This window comes from Nocardia bovistercoris, from assembly GCF_015674855.1.
Classification (GTDB): Bacteria; Actinomycetota; Actinomycetes; order Mycobacteriales; family Mycobacteriaceae; genus Nocardia; species Nocardia bovistercoris.
This window is the reverse complement of record NZ_JADMLG010000011.1, coordinates 240,504-262,923: the sequence shown is the minus strand read 5'-3', so window position 1 is coordinate 262,923 and position 22,420 is coordinate 240,504. Positions and strand designations below refer to the sequence as shown.

25 protein-coding genes are annotated in these 22,420 nt (G+C 68.8%); 10 read left to right on the top strand and 15 right to left on the bottom strand.

What is annotated here, in order from left to right:
* The first annotated feature begins 82 nt into the window (after positions 1–82).
* Positions 83–703: a transglutaminase-like domain-containing protein gene (locus IT779_RS25500; RefSeq protein ID WP_198428905.1), complete on the top strand. Its 621-nt coding sequence runs from the start codon at positions 83–85 to the stop codon at positions 701–703.
* On the opposite strand, the gene IT779_RS25495 is transcribed toward IT779_RS25500, so the two are convergent.
* Together IT779_RS25495 and IT779_RS25490 are read right to left on the bottom strand one after the other, a co-directional pair.
* Positions 672–1,727, bottom strand: a complete 1,056-nt coding sequence (locus IT779_RS25495) for an NAD(P)H-dependent flavin oxidoreductase (protein ID WP_196151933.1) — start codon at positions 1,725–1,727, stop codon at positions 672–674. The genes IT779_RS25500 and IT779_RS25495 overlap by 32 nt on opposite strands.
* A complete protein-coding gene (locus IT779_RS25490; RefSeq protein ID WP_232542073.1) occupies positions 1,724–1,894 on the bottom strand; it encodes a hypothetical protein in 171 nt (56 codons plus the stop codon). Before IT779_RS25490 ends, IT779_RS25495 begins: the two co-directional genes overlap by 4 nt.
* Before the next feature lie 63 nt (positions 1,895–1,957).
* Here IT779_RS25490 and IT779_RS25485 point away from each other — a divergent pair, with 63 nt between their 5' ends.
* Together IT779_RS25485 and IT779_RS25480 are read left to right on the top strand one after the other, a co-directional pair.
* Entirely contained in the window at positions 1,958–2,590 is a 633-nt protein-coding gene (locus tag IT779_RS25485; protein WP_196151931.1) for a TetR/AcrR family transcriptional regulator, read from the top strand.
* An 82-nt stretch (positions 2,591–2,672) separates the two neighbouring features.
* Positions 2,673–3,989 (top strand): serine hydrolase domain-containing protein, encoded by a 1,317-nt coding sequence (locus tag IT779_RS25480; RefSeq protein WP_196151930.1) that lies wholly within the window; start codon positions 2,673–2,675, stop codon positions 3,987–3,989.
* A gap of 261 nt (positions 3,990–4,250) precedes the next feature.
* Here IT779_RS25480 and IT779_RS25475 read toward each other — a convergent pair whose 3' ends face one another.
* The 8 genes from IT779_RS25475 to IT779_RS25440 form a co-directional block, all read right to left on the bottom strand.
* Positions 4,251–5,465 (bottom strand): CaiB/BaiF CoA transferase family protein, encoded by a 1,215-nt coding sequence (locus IT779_RS25475; RefSeq protein ID WP_196151989.1) that lies wholly within the window; start codon positions 5,463–5,465, stop codon positions 4,251–4,253.
* Positions 5,466–5,476: 11 nt separating this feature from the next.
* Positions 5,477–6,307: an SDR family NAD(P)-dependent oxidoreductase gene (locus IT779_RS25470; protein WP_196151929.1), complete on the bottom strand. Its 831-nt coding sequence runs from the start codon at positions 6,305–6,307 to the stop codon at positions 5,477–5,479.
* 10 nt (positions 6,308–6,317) lie between these two features.
* The gene (locus IT779_RS25465; RefSeq protein ID WP_196151928.1) at positions 6,318–7,241 is read right to left on the bottom strand and encodes an LLM class F420-dependent oxidoreductase; all 924 of its coding nucleotides are present in this window, start codon (positions 7,239–7,241) and stop codon (positions 6,318–6,320) included.
* 170 nt (positions 7,242–7,411) lie between these two features.
* The gene (locus tag IT779_RS25460; RefSeq protein ID WP_332838961.1) at positions 7,412–8,869 is read right to left on the bottom strand and encodes an MFS transporter; all 1,458 of its coding nucleotides are present in this window, start codon (positions 8,867–8,869) and stop codon (positions 7,412–7,414) included.
* A 467-nt stretch (positions 8,870–9,336) separates the two neighbouring features.
* Positions 9,337–10,785: an aldehyde dehydrogenase family protein gene (locus IT779_RS25455; RefSeq protein WP_196151926.1), complete on the bottom strand. Its 1,449-nt coding sequence runs from the start codon at positions 10,783–10,785 to the stop codon at positions 9,337–9,339.
* A 182-nt stretch (positions 10,786–10,967) separates the two neighbouring features.
* Positions 10,968–11,195 carry a ferredoxin gene (locus IT779_RS25450; RefSeq protein WP_196151925.1) on the bottom strand — a complete coding sequence of 76 codons (228 nt, stop codon included), beginning with the start codon at positions 11,193–11,195 and terminating at the stop codon, positions 10,968–10,970.
* Between the two features lie 10 nt (positions 11,196–11,205).
* Positions 11,206–12,408, bottom strand: coding sequence for a cytochrome P450 (locus IT779_RS25445; protein WP_196151924.1), 1,203 nt, complete (start codon positions 12,406–12,408; stop codon positions 11,206–11,208).
* 123 nt (positions 12,409–12,531) lie between these two features.
* Entirely contained in the window at positions 12,532–13,128 is a 597-nt protein-coding gene (locus IT779_RS25440; RefSeq protein WP_196151923.1) for a TetR/AcrR family transcriptional regulator, read from the bottom strand.
* A gap of 129 nt (positions 13,129–13,257) precedes the next feature.
* Between IT779_RS25440 and ppk2 the strand changes: the two genes are divergently transcribed.
* Positions 13,258–14,196, top strand: coding sequence for a polyphosphate kinase 2 (gene ppk2, locus IT779_RS25435; RefSeq protein WP_196151922.1), 939 nt, complete (start codon positions 13,258–13,260; stop codon positions 14,194–14,196).
* A 14-nt stretch (positions 14,197–14,210) separates the two neighbouring features.
* Here ppk2 and IT779_RS25430 read toward each other — a convergent pair whose 3' ends face one another.
* Positions 14,211–14,660, bottom strand: a complete 450-nt coding sequence (locus tag IT779_RS25430; protein ID WP_196151921.1) for a DoxX family protein — start codon at positions 14,658–14,660, stop codon at positions 14,211–14,213.
* Between the two features lie 198 nt (positions 14,661–14,858).
* Here IT779_RS25430 and IT779_RS38885 point away from each other — a divergent pair, with 198 nt between their 5' ends.
* Positions 14,859–15,332: a GNAT family N-acetyltransferase gene (locus tag IT779_RS38885; RefSeq protein ID WP_198428904.1), complete on the top strand. Its 474-nt coding sequence runs from the start codon at positions 14,859–14,861 to the stop codon at positions 15,330–15,332.
* Between the two features lie 15 nt (positions 15,333–15,347).
* Here IT779_RS38885 and IT779_RS25420 read toward each other — a convergent pair whose 3' ends face one another.
* A complete protein-coding gene (locus IT779_RS25420) occupies positions 15,348–15,881 on the bottom strand; it encodes a carboxymuconolactone decarboxylase family protein (protein WP_232542071.1) in 534 nt (177 codons plus the stop codon).
* 69 nt (positions 15,882–15,950) lie between these two features.
* On the opposite strand from IT779_RS25420, the gene IT779_RS25415 reads away from it, so the two are divergent.
* From IT779_RS25415 to IT779_RS25400, 4 genes are all read left to right on the top strand, one after another.
* Positions 15,951–16,274, top strand: coding sequence for a winged helix-turn-helix transcriptional regulator (locus IT779_RS25415; protein WP_196151919.1), 324 nt, complete (start codon positions 15,951–15,953; stop codon positions 16,272–16,274).
* Between the two features lie 63 nt (positions 16,275–16,337).
* Positions 16,338–17,297, top strand: a complete 960-nt coding sequence (locus tag IT779_RS25410) for a GlxA family transcriptional regulator (protein WP_196151918.1) — start codon at positions 16,338–16,340, stop codon at positions 17,295–17,297.
* Between the two features lie 273 nt (positions 17,298–17,570).
* Complete coding sequence (locus IT779_RS25405) at positions 17,571–17,951, top strand: hypothetical protein (protein ID WP_196151917.1); 381 nt, start codon at positions 17,571–17,573, stop codon at positions 17,949–17,951.
* A 179-nt stretch (positions 17,952–18,130) separates the two neighbouring features.
* On the top strand, positions 18,131–19,543 hold the full coding sequence (locus IT779_RS25400) for a cytochrome P450 (RefSeq protein ID WP_196151916.1): 1,413 nt from the start codon (positions 18,131–18,133) through the stop codon (positions 19,541–19,543).
* 21 nt (positions 19,544–19,564) lie between these two features.
* Here IT779_RS25400 and IT779_RS25395 read toward each other — a convergent pair whose 3' ends face one another.
* Entirely contained in the window at positions 19,565–20,407 is an 843-nt protein-coding gene (locus IT779_RS25395; protein ID WP_196151915.1) for an NAD(P)H-binding protein, read from the bottom strand.
* Between the two features lie 104 nt (positions 20,408–20,511).
* On the opposite strand from IT779_RS25395, the gene IT779_RS25390 reads away from it, so the two are divergent.
* Positions 20,512–21,465 carry an AraC family transcriptional regulator gene (locus tag IT779_RS25390; protein ID WP_196151914.1) on the top strand — a complete coding sequence of 318 codons (954 nt, stop codon included), beginning with the start codon at positions 20,512–20,514 and terminating at the stop codon, positions 21,463–21,465.
* 32 nt (positions 21,466–21,497) lie between these two features.
* On the opposite strand, the gene IT779_RS25385 is transcribed toward IT779_RS25390, so the two are convergent.
* Positions 21,498–21,830 carry a hypothetical protein gene (locus tag IT779_RS25385; RefSeq protein WP_196151913.1) on the bottom strand — a complete coding sequence of 111 codons (333 nt, stop codon included), beginning with the start codon at positions 21,828–21,830 and terminating at the stop codon, positions 21,498–21,500.
* The gene (locus IT779_RS25380) at positions 21,827–22,405 is read right to left on the bottom strand and encodes a hypothetical protein (protein WP_196151912.1); all 579 of its coding nucleotides are present in this window, start codon (positions 22,403–22,405) and stop codon (positions 21,827–21,829) included. Before IT779_RS25380 ends, IT779_RS25385 begins: the two co-directional genes overlap by 4 nt.
* Positions 22,406–22,420: the final 15 nt, after the last annotated feature.

Below are 22,420 nucleotides of genomic sequence, written 5' to 3'. Positions count from 1 at the left end.
GCGGCTCGGGCACGGAAATCATGTTCCGAGCCGCGCCCGACCGCACCGAGGGCGCTGCCGGAACGCGCCTTAGGATTCGATGGTGGTGTTCTCTCCCGTGTCGACCTCGGACCCGTCCGCCTACCTGGCGGCCGATCCGATCATCGAAGTCGATCATCCCGCGGTGCGGTCGTTCGGTGACGAACTTCGGTTCGGGTCCGAGGGGCAGGTCGATTTCGCGCGTCGCGCGTTCGAATGGGTGCGGGACGAGGTCGCGCACTCCTTCGACGCGCGGGACCCACGGGTCACCTTGCGGGCCTCGCAGGTGCTCGAGCAGCGAGTGGGCCTCTGCTACGCGAAGTCTCATCTCCTCGCCGCCCTGCTGCGCGGGCAGGGCATTCCCACCGCGCTGTGCTATCAGCGCCTGCTGCACGGCGACGGGCACGTGCTGCACGGTCTGGTCGCGGTCTACCTCGAGGGAGCGTGGCATCGTCAGGACGCGCGCGGCAATCGCGCCGACATCGCCGCCGAATTCTGTCTCGATGCGGAAAGACTGGCCTTCCCCGTCGACCCGAGCCTCGGTGAGATCGACTATCCCGAACTGCATCTCACCCCGGCGCGGGTCGTGATCGACGCGCTCCTGACGGTGACCGACATCCTCGCCGTCTACGACCACGGCCTGCCGACCGCGCTCAACTCCGGTTCGGATCCGCTGCCGCACTGAGGTATTCGCGCAGCTGAGCGAGATATTCGCTCGCGTCGGCGCTGCCCGCCAGCGCGGCCGACTGACCCGACCACAGATTGAGCAGTTCGAGATCGCCGCGCTGTGCGGCGCGCTGCCTGATAGGCGTCATGAGGGCGTTCTGCGCCGGATAGGCGGGCACGTCGGATTCGAATGCGACCATGTCGCGCACGAATTCGTTGGCGATGCCCCGCGCGGTGCGTCCGGAGAACAGGCGGGTGAGCACGGTGGTGCGGGCGCGCTCCGAGCGCAGCGCGGCCCGGTGCACCGGGTGCGCGCCGGACTGTTCGGTGGCGAGGAAGCCGGTGCCGATCTGCACCGCGTCCGCACCGAGGAGCAGCGCCGCCGCGATCCCGCGACCGTCGGCGATCCCGCCTGCCGCCACGACGGGGATGGAGACGGCCTGCGCCACTTGGGGAATGAGCGAGAAGGTGCCGACCAGCGACTCGTGCACCGGTCGGAGGAAGGCGCCGCGATGGCCGCCCGCGTCGGATCCGGACGCGACCACCGCGTCCATGCCCGCGGCCTGCACCGCCACGGCTTCCTCTACCGTGGTGGCGGTGCCGAAGGTCAGGATCCCGCGTTCGCGCGCCGCCGCCAGGAAACCCGCGTCGGGGATGCCCATCACGAAACTCGCTATCGGCGGCGCGGATTCGAGGATCGCCGCGAGTTGTTCGGCATGGTCCGGCATCGCGATCTCGTGCGGGGGCTCGACGCCGAGTTCGGCGTAGTAGGGGCGCAGACGATCCTTGTCCGCGTCGGCCGCCGCGGTGGGCTCGCCCGGTTGTGGCACCCACAGGTTGATATTGAACGGCCGCCGGGTGCGCGCCCGGCACGCGGCGACGAGCTCGACGATGCCTTGCCCGTCCAGTATGTGAGCGCCGTAGGAGCCGAGTCCGCCACCGTCGGAGACGGTCCCCAGTAGTTCGACCGTCGACAATCCGCCGCCGAACGGCCCCTGCACGATGGGAAGTTCGATTCCGGCCAGTTCGGTGAAGGCGTTCACTTCGCCACCGCCTGTCGGCCTCGGGTCGGCGCCGACGTGTGTTCGGCGACGCGGCAGCCGAGATGGGCGGCGTCGAGGTCGGCTTGCGCGGGTGCTCCGGCCCCGGCCTGCGGCACGGTGTGTTCGTATCCGCTGTGGTGGGCGACGGTGATTTCGGGCATGTCCATCCTTCGTTGGTAGACGGCCGGTCAACTATAAAGAGAAGTTGACCGGCCGTCTACAGTGAGGCGATGGGAAGAACGAGCGATGCCAGGCAGCGATTGCTCGCCGCCGCGGGCGACCTCATGCATCGACGCGGATACGCGGCCATCGGCGTCGCGGAGATCTGCGCCCGCGCCGAAGTGCGCAAGGGCAGCTTCTACCACTTCTTTCCCTCGAAGGAGGCGCTGTCGATCGCCGCGATCGATGCCTACTGGGAGGCGCAACGCCCCGAATGGCTGGCCGCAAGGGACCGCGCCGACGACCCGTCGGCCCGCCTGGAATCCCTGATCCACGCCCTGATCGAGGCCCAGCGGGCGTACCGGGAGACGACCGGCAACCTCGGGTGCATGCTGGTCAATGTGGGGATCGAGCTCAGCGATCGAGAGCCGTCGGTGCGCGCGCGGATTCGCGAGATCCTCGACGAACAGACGGCACTGGTCGCCGACATCGTCGTCGAGATCGACAGGGACACAACGCTGGTCACCGCGCGGGCCGTGCTCGCGCAGCTCGAAGGAGCGCTGCTGTTCGCCAAACTGCACGACGACCCGTCGCTGCTCGACCACGTGTGGGCGCAGATCCGACGCATTCTCGACGCCGCGGGCGATCGAGCCGGGGTCGGGACCGGCGGTGATTTCGGAACGGGTCGTTCGGAAGCGGGGTGAACGCGGAGCCCCGGTCGACGGCCGCTGGTCCGCGGGCCGCGCGCGGCGGCGTATGCGATCCTGTTGACGACGGGAGGCATGGATGGACAGCGAGTTCCACAGCAGGCTCTGGGCGCGGGTCGCGGATCTGCGCGCCGAGGCGGGGATACCGAGTCTGCTCGCGGCGGTGGGTAAGCACGGGGTGGTCGCGGCGGTGGCGGCGGTCGGGCAGGCGGATGTGGAGAACCGGGTGCCCGCGACGGGGGAGAGCGTCTACCGCGTCGGCGCGATCACCAAGAGTTTCACCGCCGCGGTCACGCTGTTGCTGGCCGAGGGCGGTGAGCTCGGCTTGGACGAACCGATCGACAGACATCTGCCCGGCACGCCGTTCGGGCGGGTGAGTCCGCGCATGCTGTTGTCGCACACCGCCGGTCTGCCTCGGGAAGCGCCGACCGACATGTGGGAGACCATGCGCGGACCGTCCTCGGCCGCGTTGCGTGAAGCGTTCGCGCGGGTCGAGTTCGTCGCCGAACCGGGTCGGCGCTGGCACTACTCCAACCTCGGATACGCGGTTCTCGGTCAGGTGATCCGAGCGGTGGCCGGGCGGTCGTGCGAATCGGTGATCGACGACATGCTGCTGCGCCCTCTCGGCCTCAACTCCACGTCGTGGTCCGCGCCGGACGGCGCCGTCGTCGGGTACCGGCTCGACCCGTTCGTCGCGCGGGTGCATCGGGAACCGGTGCTGGATCAGGGCGCGATCGGCGTCGCGGGCCAGATGTGGTCCACCGCAACCGATCTGCTGCGCTGGGGTTACGCGCTGGCGGGGCGCGAGCCCGCGGTGCTGCCGGTCGGGGTGGTCGAGCAGATGCACGCCACGCACACGATGGTCGACACGTCGGGCTGGACCCGCGGCTGGGGCCTCGGCCTCGCCCTGCGACGCCACGACCACGGCATCGTCGCCGGCCACACTGGAGCGCTGCCGGGATTCCGGTCCGCGCTGGCCGTCGACCGCGACACCGGCATGTCGGTCGCGGTCATGGCCAACGTCACCGGCGGAATCGAAACCGACGCCGTCGCCACCGAAATCCTCGCCGAGGTGCTGCGCGAACAGCCCGCGCAGACCCCTGTAGAATGGTTTCCCGCCCTGTGCCCGCCGCACATCGAACCGATGCTCGGCGTGTGGTGGTCCGAAGCGGGCGAGACGATCCTGCGCTGGGAGATCGACGGCCTGCACGCCCGCCTCGCGACCGACCCCGAGACCAGCGACACCCGTTTCACCGAAGCGGAGCCCGGGCGTTTCCGCGCCGTCGCGGGCAGGCTCCGAGGCGAACTCCTGCTCGTCACCCACGCCGACGACGGCATCGAATTGCACTGGGCGACCTACCCTCTCACCCGCACACCACGCGGGGCCGAGAGGTGACCGCCGCGACGGTGTAACCCCGCTCGCCGGTTGTCGACGAGTACGGTTCGGGCACCGCGCGATCCGACACGCCCCTCGCCGTAGCCGCGTCGACCGCTCGCCGACATCCGCTTGTAGACCGAGTTTCGGGGTCGTCGGCCACCGCTGCCGAGCTCCGGGTGTGCGGCTTCCGGGTTGATCCGAAGTGGTGGCACGGCGGTCGAGGGGAACAGCCGCTTCTCGGAACCCAGCTGTCGGTTTCGGCCGTGCGCCCGGTGGGGTTCAGGCGATGGCGCCGGATTCCTTGAGGGCTTCGATGCGTTCCCAGGGGAGGCCGAGTTCGAGGAGTACGACCTCGGTGTGTTCGGATGCCTGTGGGGCGCGGGTGGTTTCGAGGGGTTCGTGGTCGAACTGTACGGGGCCGCGCACCACTTTGAAGGGGGCGCCGCCGTCGGCGGCCTCGACTTCGGTGATCATGTCGTTGGCGATGGCCTGGGCGTCGGTGCCGAGGTCGATCAGGCTGGCGAAGGGGGCCCATTGCCCCTTCATGGTTTTGAGGTGTTCGCGCCAGTAGTCGAAGGGCTTGCTCGCGATGGCTTCGGTGATGAGCACGACGGCGGCGTCGGCGTTCTCGAGCAGTGGCAGGACGTCGCGGAAGCGCGGGTCGTCGGCGGCTTCGGGGAGGTGCAGGTGTTCGAAGGTGTCGCGGATGTAGCCGGTGGGGCTGACGATGCACAGGTTGATGGTGCCGCCATCGGAGGTGGCGTAGTTGCCGAGGAACGGATTCGCCGAGGGGACGGCGGCATCGGGCATCGCCGCGCGCATGGCTTCGCCGGTTTCGAGTCCCTGGGTGACGCTCGCCCCCGCCGCCCACCACGCCGTGCTGAGCAGGGAGACGTCGATTTCGGTTGTCTCGCCGGTGCGTTCGCGGTGGAACAGGGCCGCGGAGATGCCGCCCGCGATGTTCATCCCGCCGATGGAGTCGCCGAAGGCGGGGATGCCCTGGGACAGTGGGCCGCCGAGGGCTTCGGGGCTGAGCGCGTGGCCGACGCCGCTGCGGGTCCAGAAGGCGGTCCCGTCGAAGCCGCCGGTGTCGCGTTCGATGCCCTTGTCGCCGTAGGCGCTGCCGCGCGCGTAGATGATGTCGGGGTTGACAGCGCGGATGTGTTCGATGTCGAATTTGTTCTTCTGCCGTTGCGCGGGTAGGTAATTGGTGAGGAAGACGTCGGCGGTGCGGGCGATCTCGTAGAGCACTTCGCGGCCCTCGGGATGCGACACGTCGATGCCGACGCTGCGTTTGCCTCGGTTCGGGTGCTCGATGAGCGGGTGCCGGTCCGGGTCGAGCCGGAAACCGCCCATGTTGAGGAAGCCGCGCTGGGTGTCGCCGCGCACGGGATGTTCGACCTTGATCACGTCGGCGCCCCAGTCCGCGAGAATGGCGCCCGCGGCGGGAACGAACGTGAACTGGGCGACCTCGAGGACCCGTACTCCTCGCATGACCTTGGTACTCAACGCGACTCCTTCGCGATCGGGGTGCTCGCTCCGAGCACGTAGTGGCCGTCGTCGGGGTGGTGGTACCAGCCGCCCGATGCCGCGGTGCCGCCGTCGACGTGGATGGTCTGTCCGGTGACGTAGGAGCCGAGCGCCGACGCGAGGAACACCGCCGCCCCCGCCACCTCGTCGACCTCGCCGACGCGGCCCATCGGCACCATCAGGCCGGTGCGTTCGGCGAATCCCTCGGGCGCCATGGCGAGGATGCCTTCGGTGACGGTGATGTCGGGCGCGATGCCGTTGACCCGGATGCCGTGCGGAGCCAATTCCAGCGCCGCGGTCTTGGTGAAGTTGACCACGCCCGCCTTCGCGGCGGCGTAGGCGGCGTAGCCCGGCGCGGCCCGCATGCCCTCGATGGTGCTGATGTTGACGATGCTGCCGCCCCGCCCGGATGCCGCCATCGCGCGCGCGACGCGCTGCGTGCACAGCAGCACGTGGGTGAGGTTGGACCGGATCAGGGTGTCCCAGCCCTTCGGGGTGGATTCCAGCAGCGGCGCCGGGAACACGCCGCCCGCGTTGTTCACCAGGATCGTGGGCGTGTCGAGAGCGGCCACGGTGTCGGCGAGCGCGGTGTCGACCTGCGTCTCGTCGCGGACGTCGCATATGCACGCCAGACCGTCGACCAGTTCCGCCGTCGAGCGCGCGGTGTCGGCGTCGCGTTCCCATACCGCCACGCGCGCGCCGTATGCGGCGAAGGCCAGCGCGATCGCGCGGCCGATGCCCGCGCCCGCGCCGGTGACCACCGCCGTGTGCCCGTCCAGAGAGACCGCGTCACGGCTCAGGACCATGGTCGTCTCCCTACTTGTAGACGTCGATGACCGCGGCGCGGAAGCGGTCGAGTTCCTCGAGCAGCGGTTCGACCCCCGCGCCGGGCAGCGGGACCTGCACCCAGGTCACGCCGAGCGCGGCGAGTTTCTCGAGTCCGTCGAGGTAGGCGTCGGCGTCGAAACCGGGCTCACCGGGGGAGCCGCCCGCGAAGTTGGTGAAGCTGATGTCGAGGGTCGACCAGTCGCGTCCGGCGGCGTCGCACCGCCTGCGCAGATCCTCGACGCCGTGCCGCAGGGCCTCGACCGAGTCCATCGATGTGGTGCCCGCGGTCTGCGCGAGGACGGGCGGCGCGGCGAACGGGCACCAGCCGTCGCCGTGTTTCACCACGCGGGCGCGGGCGCCGCCGGTGTTGCCGCCGATCCAGATCGGGGGGTGCGGTGCGCTGATGGGACGCGGGTGCGCGGTGATGCCGCGCGCGCTGAAATGCTTGCCGTCGTAGGAGACGTCGTCGCCGGTCCAGATCGCGCGGATCACCTCGAGTCCCTCGTCGACCAGTTCCTTGCGTTCGTCGAAATCGACGCCGAGCGCGGCGAATTCGCGCTTCATGTAGCCGGTGCCGATGGCGAGGGTGAAGCGTCCGTCGGAGAGCCGGTCCAGCGTCGCGCCCGCCTTGGCCACCAGGAACGGGTTGCGGTAGGGCAGGACGACGATATTCGGGATCAGCCGCAGTGTGGTGGTGCGCGCCGCCGCGAATCCCATGGCGACGAACGGGTCGAGCGCGTCGTGCCCGCCCGCGTCGAGCCACCGTTGCGTTGGGGCCGGGTGATCGGTGAATCCCAGCGCGTGGAATCCCGCCGCCTCCGCCCCCGCGGCGACCGCGCCGACTCCGGCGCCGGAGGCCAGGCCAGGGTCGCAGGGGTGGCTGAGTATCGGATAGGTCATCGCGAAACGCATGACGTCGCCTTTCACCCGTGCATCTCGGTCGACCGCCGGGAAATCAGATTCTTATCTGAAGCGAGTGGTCCTCGCATTCCAGGAGAACTCTACTAGCGCGGGGCGGCCCGCCAACAGTTTTTCGATCATCGCGCGAGTGCTCGGAGTACACGACCGACCGCACCGGCCCGCTAGGAATGCGCGGCTTCCTGGGCGGCTTGCCCCTCGGCGATATCCCGCGGGGTGAATCGAATGCCAAGTGTCGCCAGACCGATCGCCACCGCGATCACGGCGCAGCAGGCGAAGGCCAGCCCGTAGCCCTGGGCCAGTGCGGTGATCTGCTGCTCGGACATGTCGTCGACCGGTGCGCTCGGACCGCCCAGCGACAGCGTCCGCGAACTCGCGAACGCACCGACGACCACGAGTCCGACCGCGCCGCCGAGGTTCTGGGCGACCTGGGCGAGCGCGGTGAGCGGCCCGATGTCGGAAGGTGTGACCCCCGCCACCACCGCGAGAGTCAACGGGATCGCCGCGAGGCCGACACCGAACCCGATCATGACCACGGTGGCCGCGATGCCGGGAAAGTAGGCGGGCGAATCGGTGGCGGTCCACGACGCGTAGAGGCAGCCCGGAATGATGGGAATCGCGCTGAGCAGCACCAGCGGGCGCGGCGGCAGGCGCAGCGCGAGTTTGGAGGCGATGATCGCCGCCACCGCGAGCCCGCCCGCGAACGGCACGACCGCGAGTCCACTGTGCACGGGCGAATACCCGCGCACGATCTGGAGGTACTGGGAGATGAACACCGCGAGGCACATCATGTTCGCCCCGCAGAACACGATGGCCAGCAGCGTCGCCACCCGACTCGGATCGTCGAAGACCGTGAACGGCAGGATCGGGTTGGCGGCGCGCCGCTCCACGAGCACGAACGCGGTCAGCAGCGCCGCCGCGGCGATCGCGGGCGCCAGCACGATCGGGCGCTGCCAGCCGCCGGTGAATTCGTTGGCCGCGAACACCGCCGAGGTCACGCCGAGAGTGGCGAGCACCGCGCCCGGCACGTCGAGCTGGCTGCGCGCGCCCTGCGATTCCCGCAGGCAGGTGAGCGCGCCGAGCACGACCAGAACGCCGATCGGCACATTGATCAGGAAGATCAGCCGCCACGACAGTTCGGTGAGCAGCCCGCCCGCGATGAGGCCGCCGACCGACGCGACACCGGTCAGGGTGGCGTAGATCGCGAACGCTTGACTGCGCGGTTTGCCAGGCGCGTAGGTGGTGGCGATCAGCGCCATCGCGGTGGGCGCCGCCACGGCCGCGGCCATCCCTTGCAGCGCGCGCCCGACGATCAGGCTGGTGTCGTCCCAGGCCAGACCGCTCAACAACGAGGTGAGCGTGAAGACGGTGACGCCCGCCGCGAACACCCGGCGGCGGCCGAAGGTGTCGCCGAGTCGCCCGCCGAGCAGCATGAGGCCGCCGAAGGCCAGCACGTAGGCGGTGATGATCCAGTTGCCCCCGGATTCGGTGAGCCCCAGCGCGTCGCGAATCCGCGGCAGCGCCAGCGCGACGACCGTTCCGTCGAGCACCACGAGCAGCTGCAGTCCGCCGAGTACGAAGATCGGCAGCCCCCATACCTTGGTCTGCCCGCCGCCGTCGATCGCCGCCGCCGAGTTCGCGACACCCGAGAGGGTCGGCGTCGGAGATCCGCTCACGATGTCACCCGCCCGTTCGGCGATTCCGGCGCTCGGCCTCGGCTTGGGATCGCGAGATGACCCATGAAATCCTTCGATCTGCACCGCGTTTCGTGCGTTATCGGGTCGGACCCACAGGCGTTCTCGACGACGGTGCCGGGCAAGGCCATGTCCTACGGTTCTCGGTGCGGGCCCTCGCGCCGTCCGGCAGCGGGCGCGGGACATGACGGTCGCACCGATGCTGCGCGTCTCACCGTGCCGCACGCCGCTCGCCCGGACAACCGTGGCGGCGATCGGAGGGGGAATTCACAAACTATCCCGAATCGACCGGGGCAAGTCACAATTCGCGGTCTGCCGAGCAGCCTTCGCGTGGATTCCACGCGACAGCGAGCCGGTGGAGTACGCCCCACCGGCTCGCCCGTGTCGAGAATCGGTCAGTGCCCGATGTAGACCGACTTGATGTTGAAGTAGGACTCGAGGCCCTTCTTGCCGCGTTCGCCGCCCCATCCCGACTGCTTGTGGCCGCAGATCGGCATCGAGGGGTCGGAGGCGAGCGCGGAGTTCACCCAGACCTGGCCCGCGCGCAGTTCGTTGACGACGCGGTGGGCGCGGCCGAGGTTCTCGGTCCAGATGGACCCCGCGAGTCCGTAGTGGGTGTCGTTCGCGGCGGCGATCACCTCGTCCTCGTCGTCGAAGGGGATGACCGAGCCGACGGGGCCGAAGATCTCCTCGCGGATCAGGCGCATGTCGGGGGTGGTGTCGGTGACGATCGTCGCCTCGTAGAAGTAGCCGCTCCGATCCAGCATCTTGCCGCCGGTCACCACATGCGCGCCCGCGGCGACGCCTTCGTCGACGATGCTCGCCACGCGGGCGCGCTGCTCCTGGCTGATCAGCGGTCCGAGCACCGAGTTCGGGTCGTCGCTGCCGCCCATCGGGAGCATCTGGGCGAACGCGGCCAGACCGTCGACGACCTGTTCGTAGATGCCGCGCTGGACGTAGATGCGCGAGGTGCACGAACAGTTCTGGCCCGAACCCGCGAGCAGGCCCATGCCCGCGCCCATGATCGCCTTGTCGAGGTTCGCGTCGTCGAACATGATCAGCGGCGACTTGCCGCCGAGTTCGAGGGTGAGCCGCTTGAGGTTGCCCGCGGCCGCCTTCACGATCAGGCGGCCGACCTCGGTCGACCCGGTGAACGCGATCTTGTCGACATCCGGGTGCGCGGTGAGCGCGGCGCCGGTGGTCTCGCCGTAGCCGGTGATGACGTTGAGGACACCGTCGGGCAGACCCGCTTCGCGGAAGATCTCCTCGAGCTTCAGCGCGCTCAGCGGTGTCTGCTCGGCGGGCTTGAGCACCGCGCTGCAACCGGCGGCGAGCGCGGGCGCGACCTTGAGCATGGCGATGAAGAACGGCCCGTTCCACGGGATGATGAGGCCGACGACGCCGACGGGTTCGTACTGGGTGAAGGTGTGGTAGTTCTCGAACGTGCCGAGCAGCCCGTCGGAGACGAGGTTGCTCGACTCGCCGTGGATCTTGCCGACCCAGCCCGCGTAGTACACGAGCATCTCGTGCGACACCTTGATGATGTGGCGCGCCGCGGTGGCGTTCATGCCGTTGTCGCGCGCCTCGATGGCGGCGAGTTCGTCGGTGCGCGCCTTGATGATGTCGGCGGCGCGGAAGAGCACCTCGGCGCGGTGCGCGGCGGGCAGTTTGCGCCAGACACCGGATTCGAAGGTCTCCCGCGCCCTGGCCACCGCCTCGTCGACGATCTTCTGGTCGGAGTCGACGACCTCCCCGATCAGCTCTTCGTTGGACGGGTCGTAGACCGGAATGATCCCCGATCCGTGGCTCCCGGCCACGGTGGCGGTGTCGATGGCGTTACTCAATGTCCCTTGTCCTTTCGCCGAGCCGCTCCGACGCGGAGAAGCGCGGTGCCCGACGGCCGCTCGGCCGAGCGGATGTGCTCGCGGCACCGAGGTTAAGCGCTTAATTTACGATGCGAGAATATCACTCTCCGGATGTGGAAACGACAGTTTCATGCGGGCGGTTCGATCCGGCCCCGGATGCGCTATTCCGGGGCTATCGTGGCGCCGGACTCGGCGGACGTGACCAGGATCGCCTCGACCGGGCAGGACTCGGCCGCCTCCACCACCGCGGTGTCGGGCGGTGCGTGCTCGCGCCGCGGACTGGACAGCCCGTCGACCAGGCTGAAATGGCTCGGCGCCACCCCGACGCACATGCCGGACCCGAGGCAGGCGGTGCGGTCGACGGTGATGCGCCACTGTTCCTCGCTCATCGCGCCCACCTCACCACGCGACGGGCAGCTCTCGGGGCCCGCGCACGAGAAGGCCCGTCTTCCAAGGGATTTCCTCGACCGGGACCGCCAGGCGCAGGGTGGGGAAGTGGTCGAGGATGCCGCCGAGTGCGATCCTGAGCTCCAGTCGGGCCAGCTGCGCGCCGAGGCAGTGGTGCACGCCGTGGCCGAATGCGACGTGCGGGTTGACCTTTCGTTCGAGTACGAGTTTCTCGGCGTCGGGGAACACGGATTCGTCGCGGTTGGCCGATGGCATGTGGACGAGCACCGCGTCGCCCGCGCGGATGCGCACACCGCTCAATTCCACGTCCTCGGTGGCCATTCGCGCGAAGGAGGTGCCCGCGCCGAGCTGGATGTAGCGCAGCAGCTCCTCGATGGCGCCGGGCAGCAGGTCCGGATTCGCCCGCAGCCGTTCCCATTCGCCCGGATTGCCGAGCAGGGTGTAGACGAAATTCGCGATCTGGTTGGCGGTGGTCTCGTGGCCCGCGATCAGCAGCACGATGCCGAGGTTGACCAGCTCCTGTTCGCTGAGGCGGTCGTCCTCGTCGCGGGCGGCGGTCAGGGCGGCGAGCAGATCGTCGGTGGGACGGGTCCTTCGTTCGGCGACGACCTCGGCCAGATAGGCCTCGAGGCCGCCGCGGGCCGCGGCGATCTCCTCGCGCGTGTACGCGGTGGTCGACAGTGTCGCGTCGGAGAATTCGCGGAATCGGTGCTGGTCCCGCGCCGGTATGCCGAGCATTTCGCAGATCACCGCGACCGGGAGCGGCAGGGCGAGGTCTTGCACCAGATCGGCCGGTGCGCCGCGGCGCCGCATGGCGGTGAGGCATTGCTCGACGATCTCGGCGATGCGCGGGCGCAGCTGTTCGACGCGGCGGCCGGTGAACGCCTTGGCTACCAGTTTGCGCAGGCGGGTGTGTTCGGGCGGGTCCATGGTGAGCAGCCCGTCGGGCCGCGACGGCTCCGGGGTCGAACGCGGAATATCTTCGCGCGCAACGGTGTCCGCGCGGCTGAAGCGCCGGTCGGACAGGACGGACTTGACGTCGTCGTATCGGGTCACCAGCCAGCCCTCGCCCCCGTAGGGGAGTTGGACGCGGGCGACGGGCTCGTCTTTGCGGAGTTCGGCGAAATGGGGGTCGATCTCGAGGCGGAACGGTTCACCGAAGGGGTATCGGCGGACCTGGCTGTCGACGGTCATGCGCTCTCCCGTTCTGGGATGTCGGTCGCGCTGGGATGTCTGTCGCGAGACGTCTGTGATGTAAGCGATTGCTTACAAATTGACGATAGGACTGGTCGCGGGCGCAGTCAACAGCGGAATGCGTTACCCCGGTGGAAAGTTGGTGTCGACGTTCTCGAGCATCGCCTGCGTGGCGCGCAGTACGATCTCGGCGACCGCGCGCGAGTCGGCGTGCGCGAGTGGCTCGCGGCGGTGCACCGAGCGCACCAAGGCGATGCCGAGCAACCAGGCCAGCAGCAGATCGGCGCGCAGTTCGCCGTCCGGCGCTTCGGTGAGGGTCGACAACGTGCGCGCGTACGCGTCGCCGAGTTCGCGCTGGATCAGCAGGGCGCCGTCCTCCCGGTCGGCCGAACGCAATGCGGTGATCAGCCAATTGCCCTGGGTGGCGGTATCGCTCGGGTCGAGGACGGAGGCGAGCAGGCGCGCGGGCAGCGAATCGTCGGCCCCGTCGGACAGCATCTGCCAGCCGCGATCGGTGAGCGCGGCGCGGAACAAATCGCTCTTCGAGCCGAAATAGCGGAACAACAGGGCCTGATTCACGCCCGCCTCGGCCGCGATCGCGCGCACCGTGGTGCGTTCGTAGCCGCGTTCGGAGAACAGGGTGCGCGCCGCGGTGAGCAGTGCGGCCCTGGTCGCGGTCGCATCCTTGCGGCGACCCGATGGGCGATCTTCCAGCGACATCCGTCCTCCAATTCGGTGTACCGGCTCGGAGCCTATGTGCTCGGCCCTGGCGTCGGCGCGATCACGGTCGCGCGAACGGGTGCGCTGGGAGTTCACCAATTTGTCAACCTGTGTCGTTAATGTCGCGGAATGACCGATTTCGCCACCTCCCAGCCACTGTTGCGCGACCTGAGCGAGATCAAGGACCTCGACTCCGCGATCGATCTGACCGACACCGCCGGCTACACCGTCGACGACCTCGACGACGACGACCCGCGCCTGCTGACCGCGGACGGCGCGTTCGTCGTCGACACCTGGCGCGAAGGCTATCCGTACGACCATCGACTATCCCGGCAGGTCTACGAGGCCGACAAACGGCTGCTGCAGATCGAATTGCTGAAGTTGCAGAACTGGGTCAAGGACAGCGGGCGCCGCCTGGTCATCGTGTTCGAGGGCCGCGACGCGGCGGGCAAGGGCGGCACCATCAAACGGTTCACCGAACACCTCAATCCGCGCGGTGCGCGAGTGGTGGCGCTGGAGAAGCCGAGCGCCCGCGAGCAGACCCAGTGGAATTTCCAGCGCTACGTCCAACACCTGCCCGCGGCCGGGGAGATCGTGCTGTTCGATCGGTCCTGGTACAACCGGGCCGGAGTGGAGCGGGTGATGGGTTTCTGCAGCCCCGAACAGCATCGGCGCTTCCTGGCCCAAGTGCCGCTGTTCGAGCGCATGCTCGTCGACGACGGCGTCGACCTGGTGAAATTCTGGTTCTCGGTGTCGCCGCTGGAACAGCGCACCCGCTTCGCCATCCGCCAGGTCGATCCGGTCCGCCAGTGGAAACTGTCCCCGATGGACCTCGCCTCGCTGGACAAGTGGGACGACTACACCGCGGCCAAGGAAGAGAACTTCGAACACACCGACACCGACTACGCGCCGTGGACGGTGGTCAGGAGCAACGACAAGAAGCGCGCCAGGCTCAACGCCATGCGCCACGTGCTCGGGCTGTTCGACTACGACAACAAGGATCTCGAGATCGTGGCCCCCGCCGACCCGCTCATCGTCGGGCGCGCCCGCGACATCATCGGCTCCTGAGTCGACGCCCCGAGTCAGCGCCGCAGCTTCTCCCGCAGCCAGGACCAACCGCCGGTCGACCACAGCGCGATCGCGATCAGGACGGGCTGGAAGAACAGCCGGGTGAAGCGCTTGCCGTCGGTGTCGAGGCCGAAGGCGTCCACGTGTTCGCGCCACTGGCCGATATTGCCCGGGAAGATCACCAGGAAGAACGCGGCGGCCAGGACACCGACGATCGGCCGCCAACGCCGGACCACGAACACCAGCGCCAGGCCGAGCCCGATCTCGACGACACCAGAGGCGAGGACGACCAGATCCTCGTCGACCGGAACCCACGCGGGAACCTGGGCCTGGAATTCCTCGCGTGCGGAGGTGAGATGGGTGATCCCCGCGAAGACGAGGGCGACCCCGAGCAGCAGGCGCGCGATCGTCCGAATCGCTTCCGCGACGCGGGATGGTCGGTTCGATGTGACCGGGGTGCTCATATCGCCGATCGTGACATAAGCATTGTGCACAATCAAGTTGTTGACGATGTACTGCGGCATGTGATTCTGCCCTCGGCGGCCGGACGCACGTGGAACCGACGCCGCGATCCACCGCGAAAAATCGCAGGCCGAGGTGCGGGCGACCGGATATCGTCGAGTCCACTCGGATGCGGTGAGCAGGGGGTGGCGGTGATCGAGGTGCGGACGCTCCGGGCCGACGACTGGCGACTGTGGCGCGGTCTTCGCCTCCGCGCGCTGACCGAGTCGCCCGCGAGTTTCGGCTCCGTACTCGCGGACTGGAGCGGTCCCGGTGATACCGAGGCGCGGTGGCGCGCCCGCCTGACCGATGTCCCGTTCAATGTGATCGTCTACCGGCACGGGATCGCGGCGGGCATGGTCGGTGGTCGTGAGGCCGCCGAAGGCGTCGTCGAACTGATGTCGATGTGGGTCGCCCCCTTCGCTCGAGGTCGAGGTGTTGCGGATGCCGCGGTCGGAGCGGTCGTCGACTGGGCGGACGGTCGCGATGTCACTCTTTCGGTGAAGGCGCACAATCGGCCCGCGATCGGCCTCTACCGCCGCCACGGATTCGTCGATGTCGGTGTCTCGTCCGATGGTCGGGACGAGCGTCGGATGTGGCGGTCCGCAGGGGGAAGCGGCGCGGTCGCGGGGTGAGTCTCGGGTGCGGTGCTACCGGGGCGGGAAGCGGCGGGCGCCCGCTTCAGGTGGTAGGCGCAAGCTGTTGACGAGGTAGCTCACCGTTCGGTAGGTGCCTGCCAGCATGAGCAGTTCGAGGATCGCTTCCTCGCTGTGGTGTGCGGTCAGATCCGCCCAGAGTTCGTCGTCGATCGTGCAGTCGCGGTGCAGGGTGTCGCACAGGCGCAGCAGTATTCGGTCGGGCTCGTCCCAGCAGGTGTCTTCGGGGCCGCCGTGTACGAGCGAGGTGATCTGGTCCTCGGTGAGGGCCGCCTTCTGAGCGAATGCCGAGACGTGTACGCCCCATTCGTACTCGGCTCCGCAGCGGGCGGTGACCCGGTCGATGACGATTTCGCGTTGCCGGATCGTCAGGTGGCCGCGATCGAGGAGGCCGGAGTCGAAGAACTTGAAGAACAGGCGTCGGTCCCGAGCCATGGTGGTGAACAGCAGCAGTGGTGGGGCGCCGCGCATGATGGCGTCGATGGCGTCCTGCATATCGGTAGGTAGCGGCGACGGAGCGGGAGCCATGCGTGCGCTATGAATTTTATAGCTGGTCATATTTGCCAGATTACGGACTTCCGCTACAAAATGTAAAGCATGAATTCGCCCGGAATCGGCTCGCCCGCCCGCGGATCCAGCTCGGGCAGACCGATCATGGTCGCCCTGGACATGCTCGGCAGGCGTGGAGCGCTGCGCCTGCTGTGGGAGCTGCGCGGCGACCCGCTCACCTTCCGTGCGCTCCAGCAGGCGTGCGAAACCAATCCGGGCTCGCTGAACACGCGCCTGAAGGAACTGCGGGACCTGGGCATCGTCGATCACGACGCGGGCGGGTATCGGTTGACCGACCACGGGCGTGCGTTGATGATCGCGCTGCAACCGCTGCAAGCCTGGGCGGAGGAGTGGGCCGAGGCGACTTCCTGACGCGGGCTGTCGCGCGCGGTCGAGCGGTGGCCGAAACAGCATCGAATTGGCTAATCTCGCCATATGCTTTCGGTGGATGTGCTGGTGATACCCGGTTCGGGATCGGTCGGGGTCGCCGCGACGGTCGACCTCGCCGAGGCGCTGTCGCGCAGTCACGCCACGGGCCACGCGCCCGCGGTGGACGTTCGGGTGGTCGGCGGTGACGGTGGCGCGGTCGACCTGCGCGGCGGGTTGTCGGTCGCCGCGACCCCGTTGTCCGAGGCCGGTGCGGCGCGTCCGTGGGTGGTCGTTCCCGGCATCGGCTGTTCCGGGGCGACCGAGATCGAACGGCGCCTCGGCGAGCCCGATGCGCGCGCGGCGGCGCGCTGGCTGGCCGACGCGCGCCATTCGCGGATCGCGGCTTCCTGCACCGGGACGTTCCTCGCCGCGGAAGCGGGCGTATTGGCCGATCGGAACGTGACGACCACCTGGTGGCTCGCAGGCGTTTTCGCCCGACGGTATCCGACCTGTCACGTGGACGCCGACCGGATGCTGGTGCGTGACCGCTCGGTGCTCACCGCGGGAGCCGTCCTCGGGCACGTCGACTTGCTCCTCGCGATCGTCGAGGAGGCTTTCGGCTCCGTCGTCGCCCGCTCGGTCGCGGCGAGAATCGCTGTGGCGCCGCGCGTCTCGCAGACACCCTTCCGGCGCAGCGAGGCATACCGCGATATCGATCCCGACCTCGCCACCGTCGAACAGTTCGTCCTCGACCGACTCGACCACCCGATCCGCCTGAGCGAATTGGCCGCGGCCACCCACCTTTCCACCCGAACCCTGACGCGCCGCATCCACGCCACGACCGGACTGTCGCCCATCCAGTTCGCCCAGCGGATCAAGGTCGAAGCCGCGCTCGACCTGCTGCGCGATCCGCATCGCAGCGTCGCCGACGTGGCGCGGTCCATCGGCCTCGCCGACGCCTCCGCCCTCAACCGCCTGCTCCGCCGCACCACCGGACATTCACCCGGCGCTTTCCGGTCCGGGTGAAAGGCGGAGTTCTTCTGGAGCGCAAGCGGTTCGGCCGCTGGATGTGGCAGGCCGACGCCGATCCGCGCGTGCCGCGCAAAGACCCCCGCTGTCCCGGTTCGTCCGATATGCTCACCCTCGGAACGACTTCCGCCGCGCGGCACCGACGCCGCAGAGGTCCGTCCGAGTGCCCATGACCTCCGCGCGGCGCACGAGGAAGGTCTTCGACAGATGAGGCTACGGCGACTATCGGCGGCAATGGCGGTATCCATCGGAGCGGTCGTTCTCGGGAGCGTGACGACAACCGTTCCGGCGCAAGCCGATCCGCTGCCGCAATGGGCTCCGATCGGCAACACCCTCTACACCTTCGGCGACGCGAACTTCTGCACCGGAGCGATCACCGTCGACCTCGAAGCCGCACGCGGGCGGCCCGGTTTCGTCCGCGCGCACGTCACGCCCCAGGGCTACCAGCGCGGCCCGTGCGGGAACCACGTGATGCTCGGCTGGGTGGGCTCCGCGGGTTTCCGGCATCAGGACGTCTACGTCCGCACCGGCGCCGCCCGCGGCGACACCGTGACCGTCGACCTCTGGGTCGGCATGGGCCCGGCCAAAATCATGGCCGACACCTGGCCCGTCCAAGGCCCTTTCGCAGAGTGGTACCTCTACGTCCCCTGAGGTCGTGCCCGACCGGTGCGGGTAGTGTCGGCGGTCGGTGCTGTTCCGAGCACACGGTTACGAAGGTCGGGGGGTGAAGTCCTGTTCGCGCTCGCCGACCGATGGCCGAGCGCCGCCGACGCGCGGCGAGCGCACGGGTCGACGGCTCCGGCCGCACGCACTGTCGAGGAGTCGCCCCGATGACCGATGTGTCCGTTCGCCCGGTCCGAGAACTACCGCACCCGCCGCTGCGCCTGCCGCTGATCGGTGACCTGCTCACCGTGCGACCCGGCACACCGACCCAGGCCGCGATGCGCGACGCCCGCGCGCTCGGCCCGATCTACGAGCGCCGGATCATCAATCATCCGGTGGTCGTCGTCTCCGGCGTCGACCTGCTCGCCGAGATCAACAACGAGGCGAACTGGACCAAGAATCTGAGCCCGCTGTTCAAGCTGATGCGGCGCATCGCCCGCGACGGCCTGTTCACCGCCCACAACGCCGAACCCTCCTGGCGGACGGCGCACAACATCCTGATGCCCGCGTTCACCCAGTCGGCCATGCGCGGCTACCACCGGACCATGACCGAGACCGCGGTGGAACTGGTTGACCACTGGTCCGAGCGCGCGGGCCGCTGGATCGATGTCGCGGAGGACACCAACAAGTTCACCCTCGAGGTCATCGGGCGCTGCGGCTTCAGCACGGGTTTCGATTCGTTCACCCGCTCCGAGACCGACGACCACCCGTTCGTCGCCGCGATGACGCGCAGCCTGCGATTCGTCAACCGCAACTCCAACCTCCCGCCCGTCCTCCACAACCTCCCGCCGGGCCGGGCTCGGCAGTATTCGGCCGATATCGATTTCGCCAAGAAACTCGTCGACGACGTCATCGCCGCCCGCCGCCGAGACGATTCGCACCGCACCGACGACCTGCTCGGCCTGATGCTCGACAGCACCGATCCCGAAACCGGGAAAGCCCTCGACGAGAAGAATATTCGCTACCAGATCCTCACCTTCCTGGTCGCGGGCCACGAGACCTCCGCCGGGCTGCTAGCCTTCGCCCTGCACTATCTGGCGACCCGCCCCGACATCGCCGCCACGGCCCGTGCGGAAGTCGACGAACGTCGGCCCGGACGCGATTCGTTTGCCATCGACTACGAAGAGGTGGCGAAACTGCGGTATCTGCGCCGCGTTGTCGACGAAACCCTGCGGTTGTGGCCGATCGCGCCGGGATACTTCCGGGAAGCCAAGCACGACACCAGCATCGGCGGCGGCCGATACCATTTCGAACGAGGGGACTGGGTTTTCGTCCTGACACTGGCCGCGCACCGCGACCCCGGCTGGGGCGAGGACCCCGACGAATTCGACCCCGACAGGTTCCTGCCGGACAACCTGCGCACCCTCGCCCCCGACGTGCGCGCCGCCTACAAACCCTTCGGCACCGGCGAACGCGCCTGCATCGGACGCCAATTCGCCTACCACGAAACCCTGCTGGCCCTCGCGCACATCCTGCACGCCTTCACCCTCGAAGCCGACCCCGACTACCGACTCGACGTCGCCGAACAGATCACCCTCAAACCACGCGGCCTGAAGCTCCGATTCCATCGTCGGGGATGAACCGGGTCCGCCCCGCACGACTCACCTCCAAGCGCCGTTGGCCGCGGCGGTTTTCACGAAGGTGCGGAATTCGCGGGCAGGCCTGCCGAGCGCGCGTCGCACGCCGTCGGAGACGTGGTGATCCAGGCCGCGACGGATCGCGCCGACCGTGTCCGCGAACTCGCCCGCGTCGGCGGCCGACATGCCGTGTCCGGTGAGTTCCGCGACGAACTCCGCATGGCTCAACGGCACGTACTTCATCGGGCGGCCGGTGGCCTCGGAGATCTCCGCGGCCGCTTCGGCGAGGGTCACCGCGCGCGGGCCCGACACCTCGTAGACCTGTTCGTGGTGGATGTCGTCGGTGAGCGCCGCGACCACAACGGCAGCGATGTCCTCGGCGTCGACGAAGGTCGCCGCGCCGTCGCCGGTCGGTAGGCGCAGCTCACCCGCTAGCACCGCGTCCAGGAAGAAGCCCTCGCTGAAGTTCTGCGCGAACCAGGTCGGTCGCACGATCGTCCAGCGCAGGCTCGACCCGCGCAGCGCCTCCTCCACATCGCCGAGAAGCTTTCCCGCGCCACTGTTCGCACCGGCGTAACCGGGAGTGTCGATACCGCGGCCGGACAGGCCGACGACGCGTTCGACACCGAGTTCCGCGGCGCGCGCGACGAAGGGCTTCGCGAGCGGATCGAGCTCGTGGGGAACCAGGTACACCGCCTCGACACCCGCGAGGGCGGCGTCCCATGTCGAGCGATCCGCCCAGTCGAACCGGGGTCGGGCCGAGCGTGATCCCGGGCGGACGGCGATGCCCTTCTCGCGGAGTAGGGATACGACGCGCGAGCCGGTCTTACCGGTCGCTCCGGTGACCAGAATTGGTTGCTCTGTCATGCCGTCGAGTCAATCCGGTCAGGGGGTGTCGCGGCCATCTCCGGAACGCTCGGATGGATTTTCGAGCGTCTATTCGACTCTCGAGCGTCGATACATTGAGAGGTGTGGATACGCTCTCGCAGCTGTTGGACGGGGTTCACGCCCGAGGGGCGTTGCTCACCCAGTCGATCCTGAGCCCGCCGTGGTCGCTTCGATTCACCAGCGGCGCCGCGCTGAGCACGGCCACCATGCTGAGGGGCCGAGCGTGGATCACGCCGTCGTCCGGCGACCCGGTGATGATCGACGCGGGCGACATCGCGATCATTCGTGGCCCGGCCCCGTACACCATCGCCGACGAGCCGACGAGTTCGGCGCACCGGGTGATGACGGTCGCGGACTACTGCGCCGAGACCGCCACCCGCCGCACCGACGATCGGTCGCGGCCGCGACCACGAACCTGCGGCGTCACCGGCCATGGTGACGCGGTCTTGCTGAGTGGCGCTTACGAGGGCGAAGCGGGGATCAGCGAGCGGCTGCTCGGCGAGCTGCCGCCGGTGCTGGTCGTCGCCGAATCCGATGGCCGAAACCCGCTTCTGGATATCATCTCCCGCGAGATCCTTCGTGACCGGTCGGGACAGCAGGCCGTACTCGACCGATTGCTGGATCTCATGTTGATCGCCACCCTCCGCGCCTGGTTCGACCGCCCGCAGCGGCACGCGCCGAGCTGGTACCGCACCGGCGACGACACGACTGTCGGTCGGGCACTGCGACTGCTGCACGAACGCCCCGCCGAGTCATGGACGGTCTCCGGACTGGCCGCCCGGCTCGGCGCCTCCCGCGCGGGGTTGGCTCGCCGGTTCACCGCGGAGGTGGGCGAACCTCCCATGGCCTATCTGGCCGGTATGCGGGTGGCGCTCGCGGCCGACCTCCTGCGGGACACCGATCTGACCGTCGCGGCCATCGCGCGGAAAGTGGGCTATGCCAACGCGTTCGCGTTGAGTGCGGCGTTCAAGCGGCGTCGCGGCATGGCCCCGACCGAGCATCGGGCCCGCTTCGCCCCGAGAACCCGTGCGGGGTAGATGATCTGGTGATCCGCCTATCCGATATGCGGTCAGAAAGGGAAAAGTGGGGTGCGGATGGGGGCTGGAGGTGCGGGCAGCGGTCGCGGGGTTTCGGGTGTCGTAGCCGGTGGCGTCGTCGTGGCCTCCGTAGTCTCCACCGGCGGAGGTGGTGGCGGTGGCGGCGGCGCGGGTTCGGGCGTGGTCGTCGGTGGCGCGGTCTGCGAGATCGGTGGTGGCGCAGGGGCTTCGGCTTCGGATGTCGGGACGTATACGACGAGTGTGACACCGCACGCGATGGCGGCGATTCCACAGACGGTGGCGCCGACGGCGGGCAGTAGGGCGGGGCCGGGACGCACGGCGAACGACGGCATCGTGAACCTCATCGGATCGTCTCCTGGGGTGCGCGCCCGAGGGAGCGGTCGGTGGTCCACACCGCCACCTCGGCGGGAAGCCATATGCGACGGGCCCGGTCCTCCCAGCCGACCCGGATCGACTCGGCGATGACACGATCGTGGTTCGCGTGCTCGGTCAGGCGATGCTCGACCGCGTCGTAGCGGCCACCGTGCTCGGTGTATATCTCGCCTGCCTCCGCGTCGAAGGGGTAGACCTCGCTGGTCTCGAGCACCTGACGGATCTGCAGCCTGGTCCGCTCGGTCTCACTGACGTTGTAGGCGCGGATCAGTCCGTACACGATGCCGTTGATCTCGTGTTCGAGCTCGTCGATTCGCTCCGCCTGCTGTGGATCGGGGACTTCCTTGATGATCTCGACGGTGCGGGTGTCGGGCTGCGAGTATCCGCCCCACGGCGATCCCGACTGGTGCGCCGCGACGTGCCGCGGCTCGGATCGCCGCCGCGGCTCCTCGCGCAGGACCTGCAGTACGCGCACGAAGTATCCGAGCCCTACGCAGCTCACGCCGAGCAGCAGAACGATTCCCGCGCGGATCATGAGGTCGGTCATGCCGAATGCCCCTCT

What these genes read in the sequence shown, in the direction of transcription:
- IT779_RS25485 (WP_196151931.1), top strand. Translation starts at nt 1,958, where the DNA reads ATGGGAAGAACGAGCGATGCCAGGCAGCGATTGCTCGCCGCCGCGGGC.
- IT779_RS25490 (WP_232542073.1), bottom strand. Translation starts at nt 1,894, where the DNA reads ATGGACATGCCCGAAATCACCGTCGCCCACCACAGCGGATACGAACAC.
- IT779_RS25385 (WP_196151913.1), bottom strand. Translation starts at nt 21,830, where the DNA reads ATGAGGTTCACGATGCCGTCGTTCGCCGTGCGTCCCGGCCCCGCCCTA.
- IT779_RS25410 (WP_196151918.1), top strand. Translation starts at nt 16,338, where the DNA reads ATGCTTTCGGTGGATGTGCTGGTGATACCCGGTTCGGGATCGGTCGGG.
- IT779_RS25450 (WP_196151925.1), bottom strand. Translation starts at nt 11,195, where the DNA reads ATGAGCGAGGAACAGTGGCGCATCACCGTCGACCGCACCGCCTGCCTC.
- IT779_RS25445 (WP_196151924.1), bottom strand. Translation starts at nt 12,408, where the DNA reads ATGACCGTCGACAGCCAGGTCCGCCGATACCCCTTCGGTGAACCGTTC.
- IT779_RS25465 (WP_196151928.1), bottom strand. Translation starts at nt 7,241, where the DNA reads ATGCGTTTCGCGATGACCTATCCGATACTCAGCCACCCCTGCGACCCT.
- IT779_RS25470 (WP_196151929.1), bottom strand. Translation starts at nt 6,307, where the DNA reads ATGGTCCTGAGCCGTGACGCGGTCTCTCTGGACGGGCACACGGCGGTG.
- IT779_RS25430 (WP_196151921.1), bottom strand. Translation starts at nt 14,660, where the DNA reads ATGAGCACCCCGGTCACATCGAACCGACCATCCCGCGTCGCGGAAGCG.
- IT779_RS25440 (WP_196151923.1), bottom strand. Translation starts at nt 13,128, where the DNA reads ATGTCGCTGGAAGATCGCCCATCGGGTCGCCGCAAGGATGCGACCGCG.
- IT779_RS25420 (WP_232542071.1), bottom strand. Translation starts at nt 15,881, where the DNA reads ATGGCTCCCGCTCCGTCGCCGCTACCTACCGATATGCAGGACGCCATC.
- IT779_RS25400 (WP_196151916.1), top strand. Translation starts at nt 18,131, where the DNA reads ATGACCGATGTGTCCGTTCGCCCGGTCCGAGAACTACCGCACCCGCCG.
- IT779_RS25475 (WP_196151989.1), bottom strand. Translation starts at nt 5,465, where the DNA reads ATGCGAGGAGTACGGGTCCTCGAGGTCGCCCAGTTCACGTTCGTTCCC.
- IT779_RS25480 (WP_196151930.1), top strand. Translation starts at nt 2,673, where the DNA reads ATGGACAGCGAGTTCCACAGCAGGCTCTGGGCGCGGGTCGCGGATCTG.
- IT779_RS25395 (WP_196151915.1), bottom strand. Translation starts at nt 20,407, where the DNA reads ATGACAGAGCAACCAATTCTGGTCACCGGAGCGACCGGTAAGACCGGC.
- IT779_RS25415 (WP_196151919.1), top strand. Translation starts at nt 15,951, where the DNA reads ATGAATTCGCCCGGAATCGGCTCGCCCGCCCGCGGATCCAGCTCGGGC.
- ppk2 (WP_196151922.1), top strand. Translation starts at nt 13,258, where the DNA reads ATGACCGATTTCGCCACCTCCCAGCCACTGTTGCGCGACCTGAGCGAG.
- IT779_RS25380 (WP_196151912.1), bottom strand. Translation starts at nt 22,405, where the DNA reads ATGACCGACCTCATGATCCGCGCGGGAATCGTTCTGCTGCTCGGCGTG.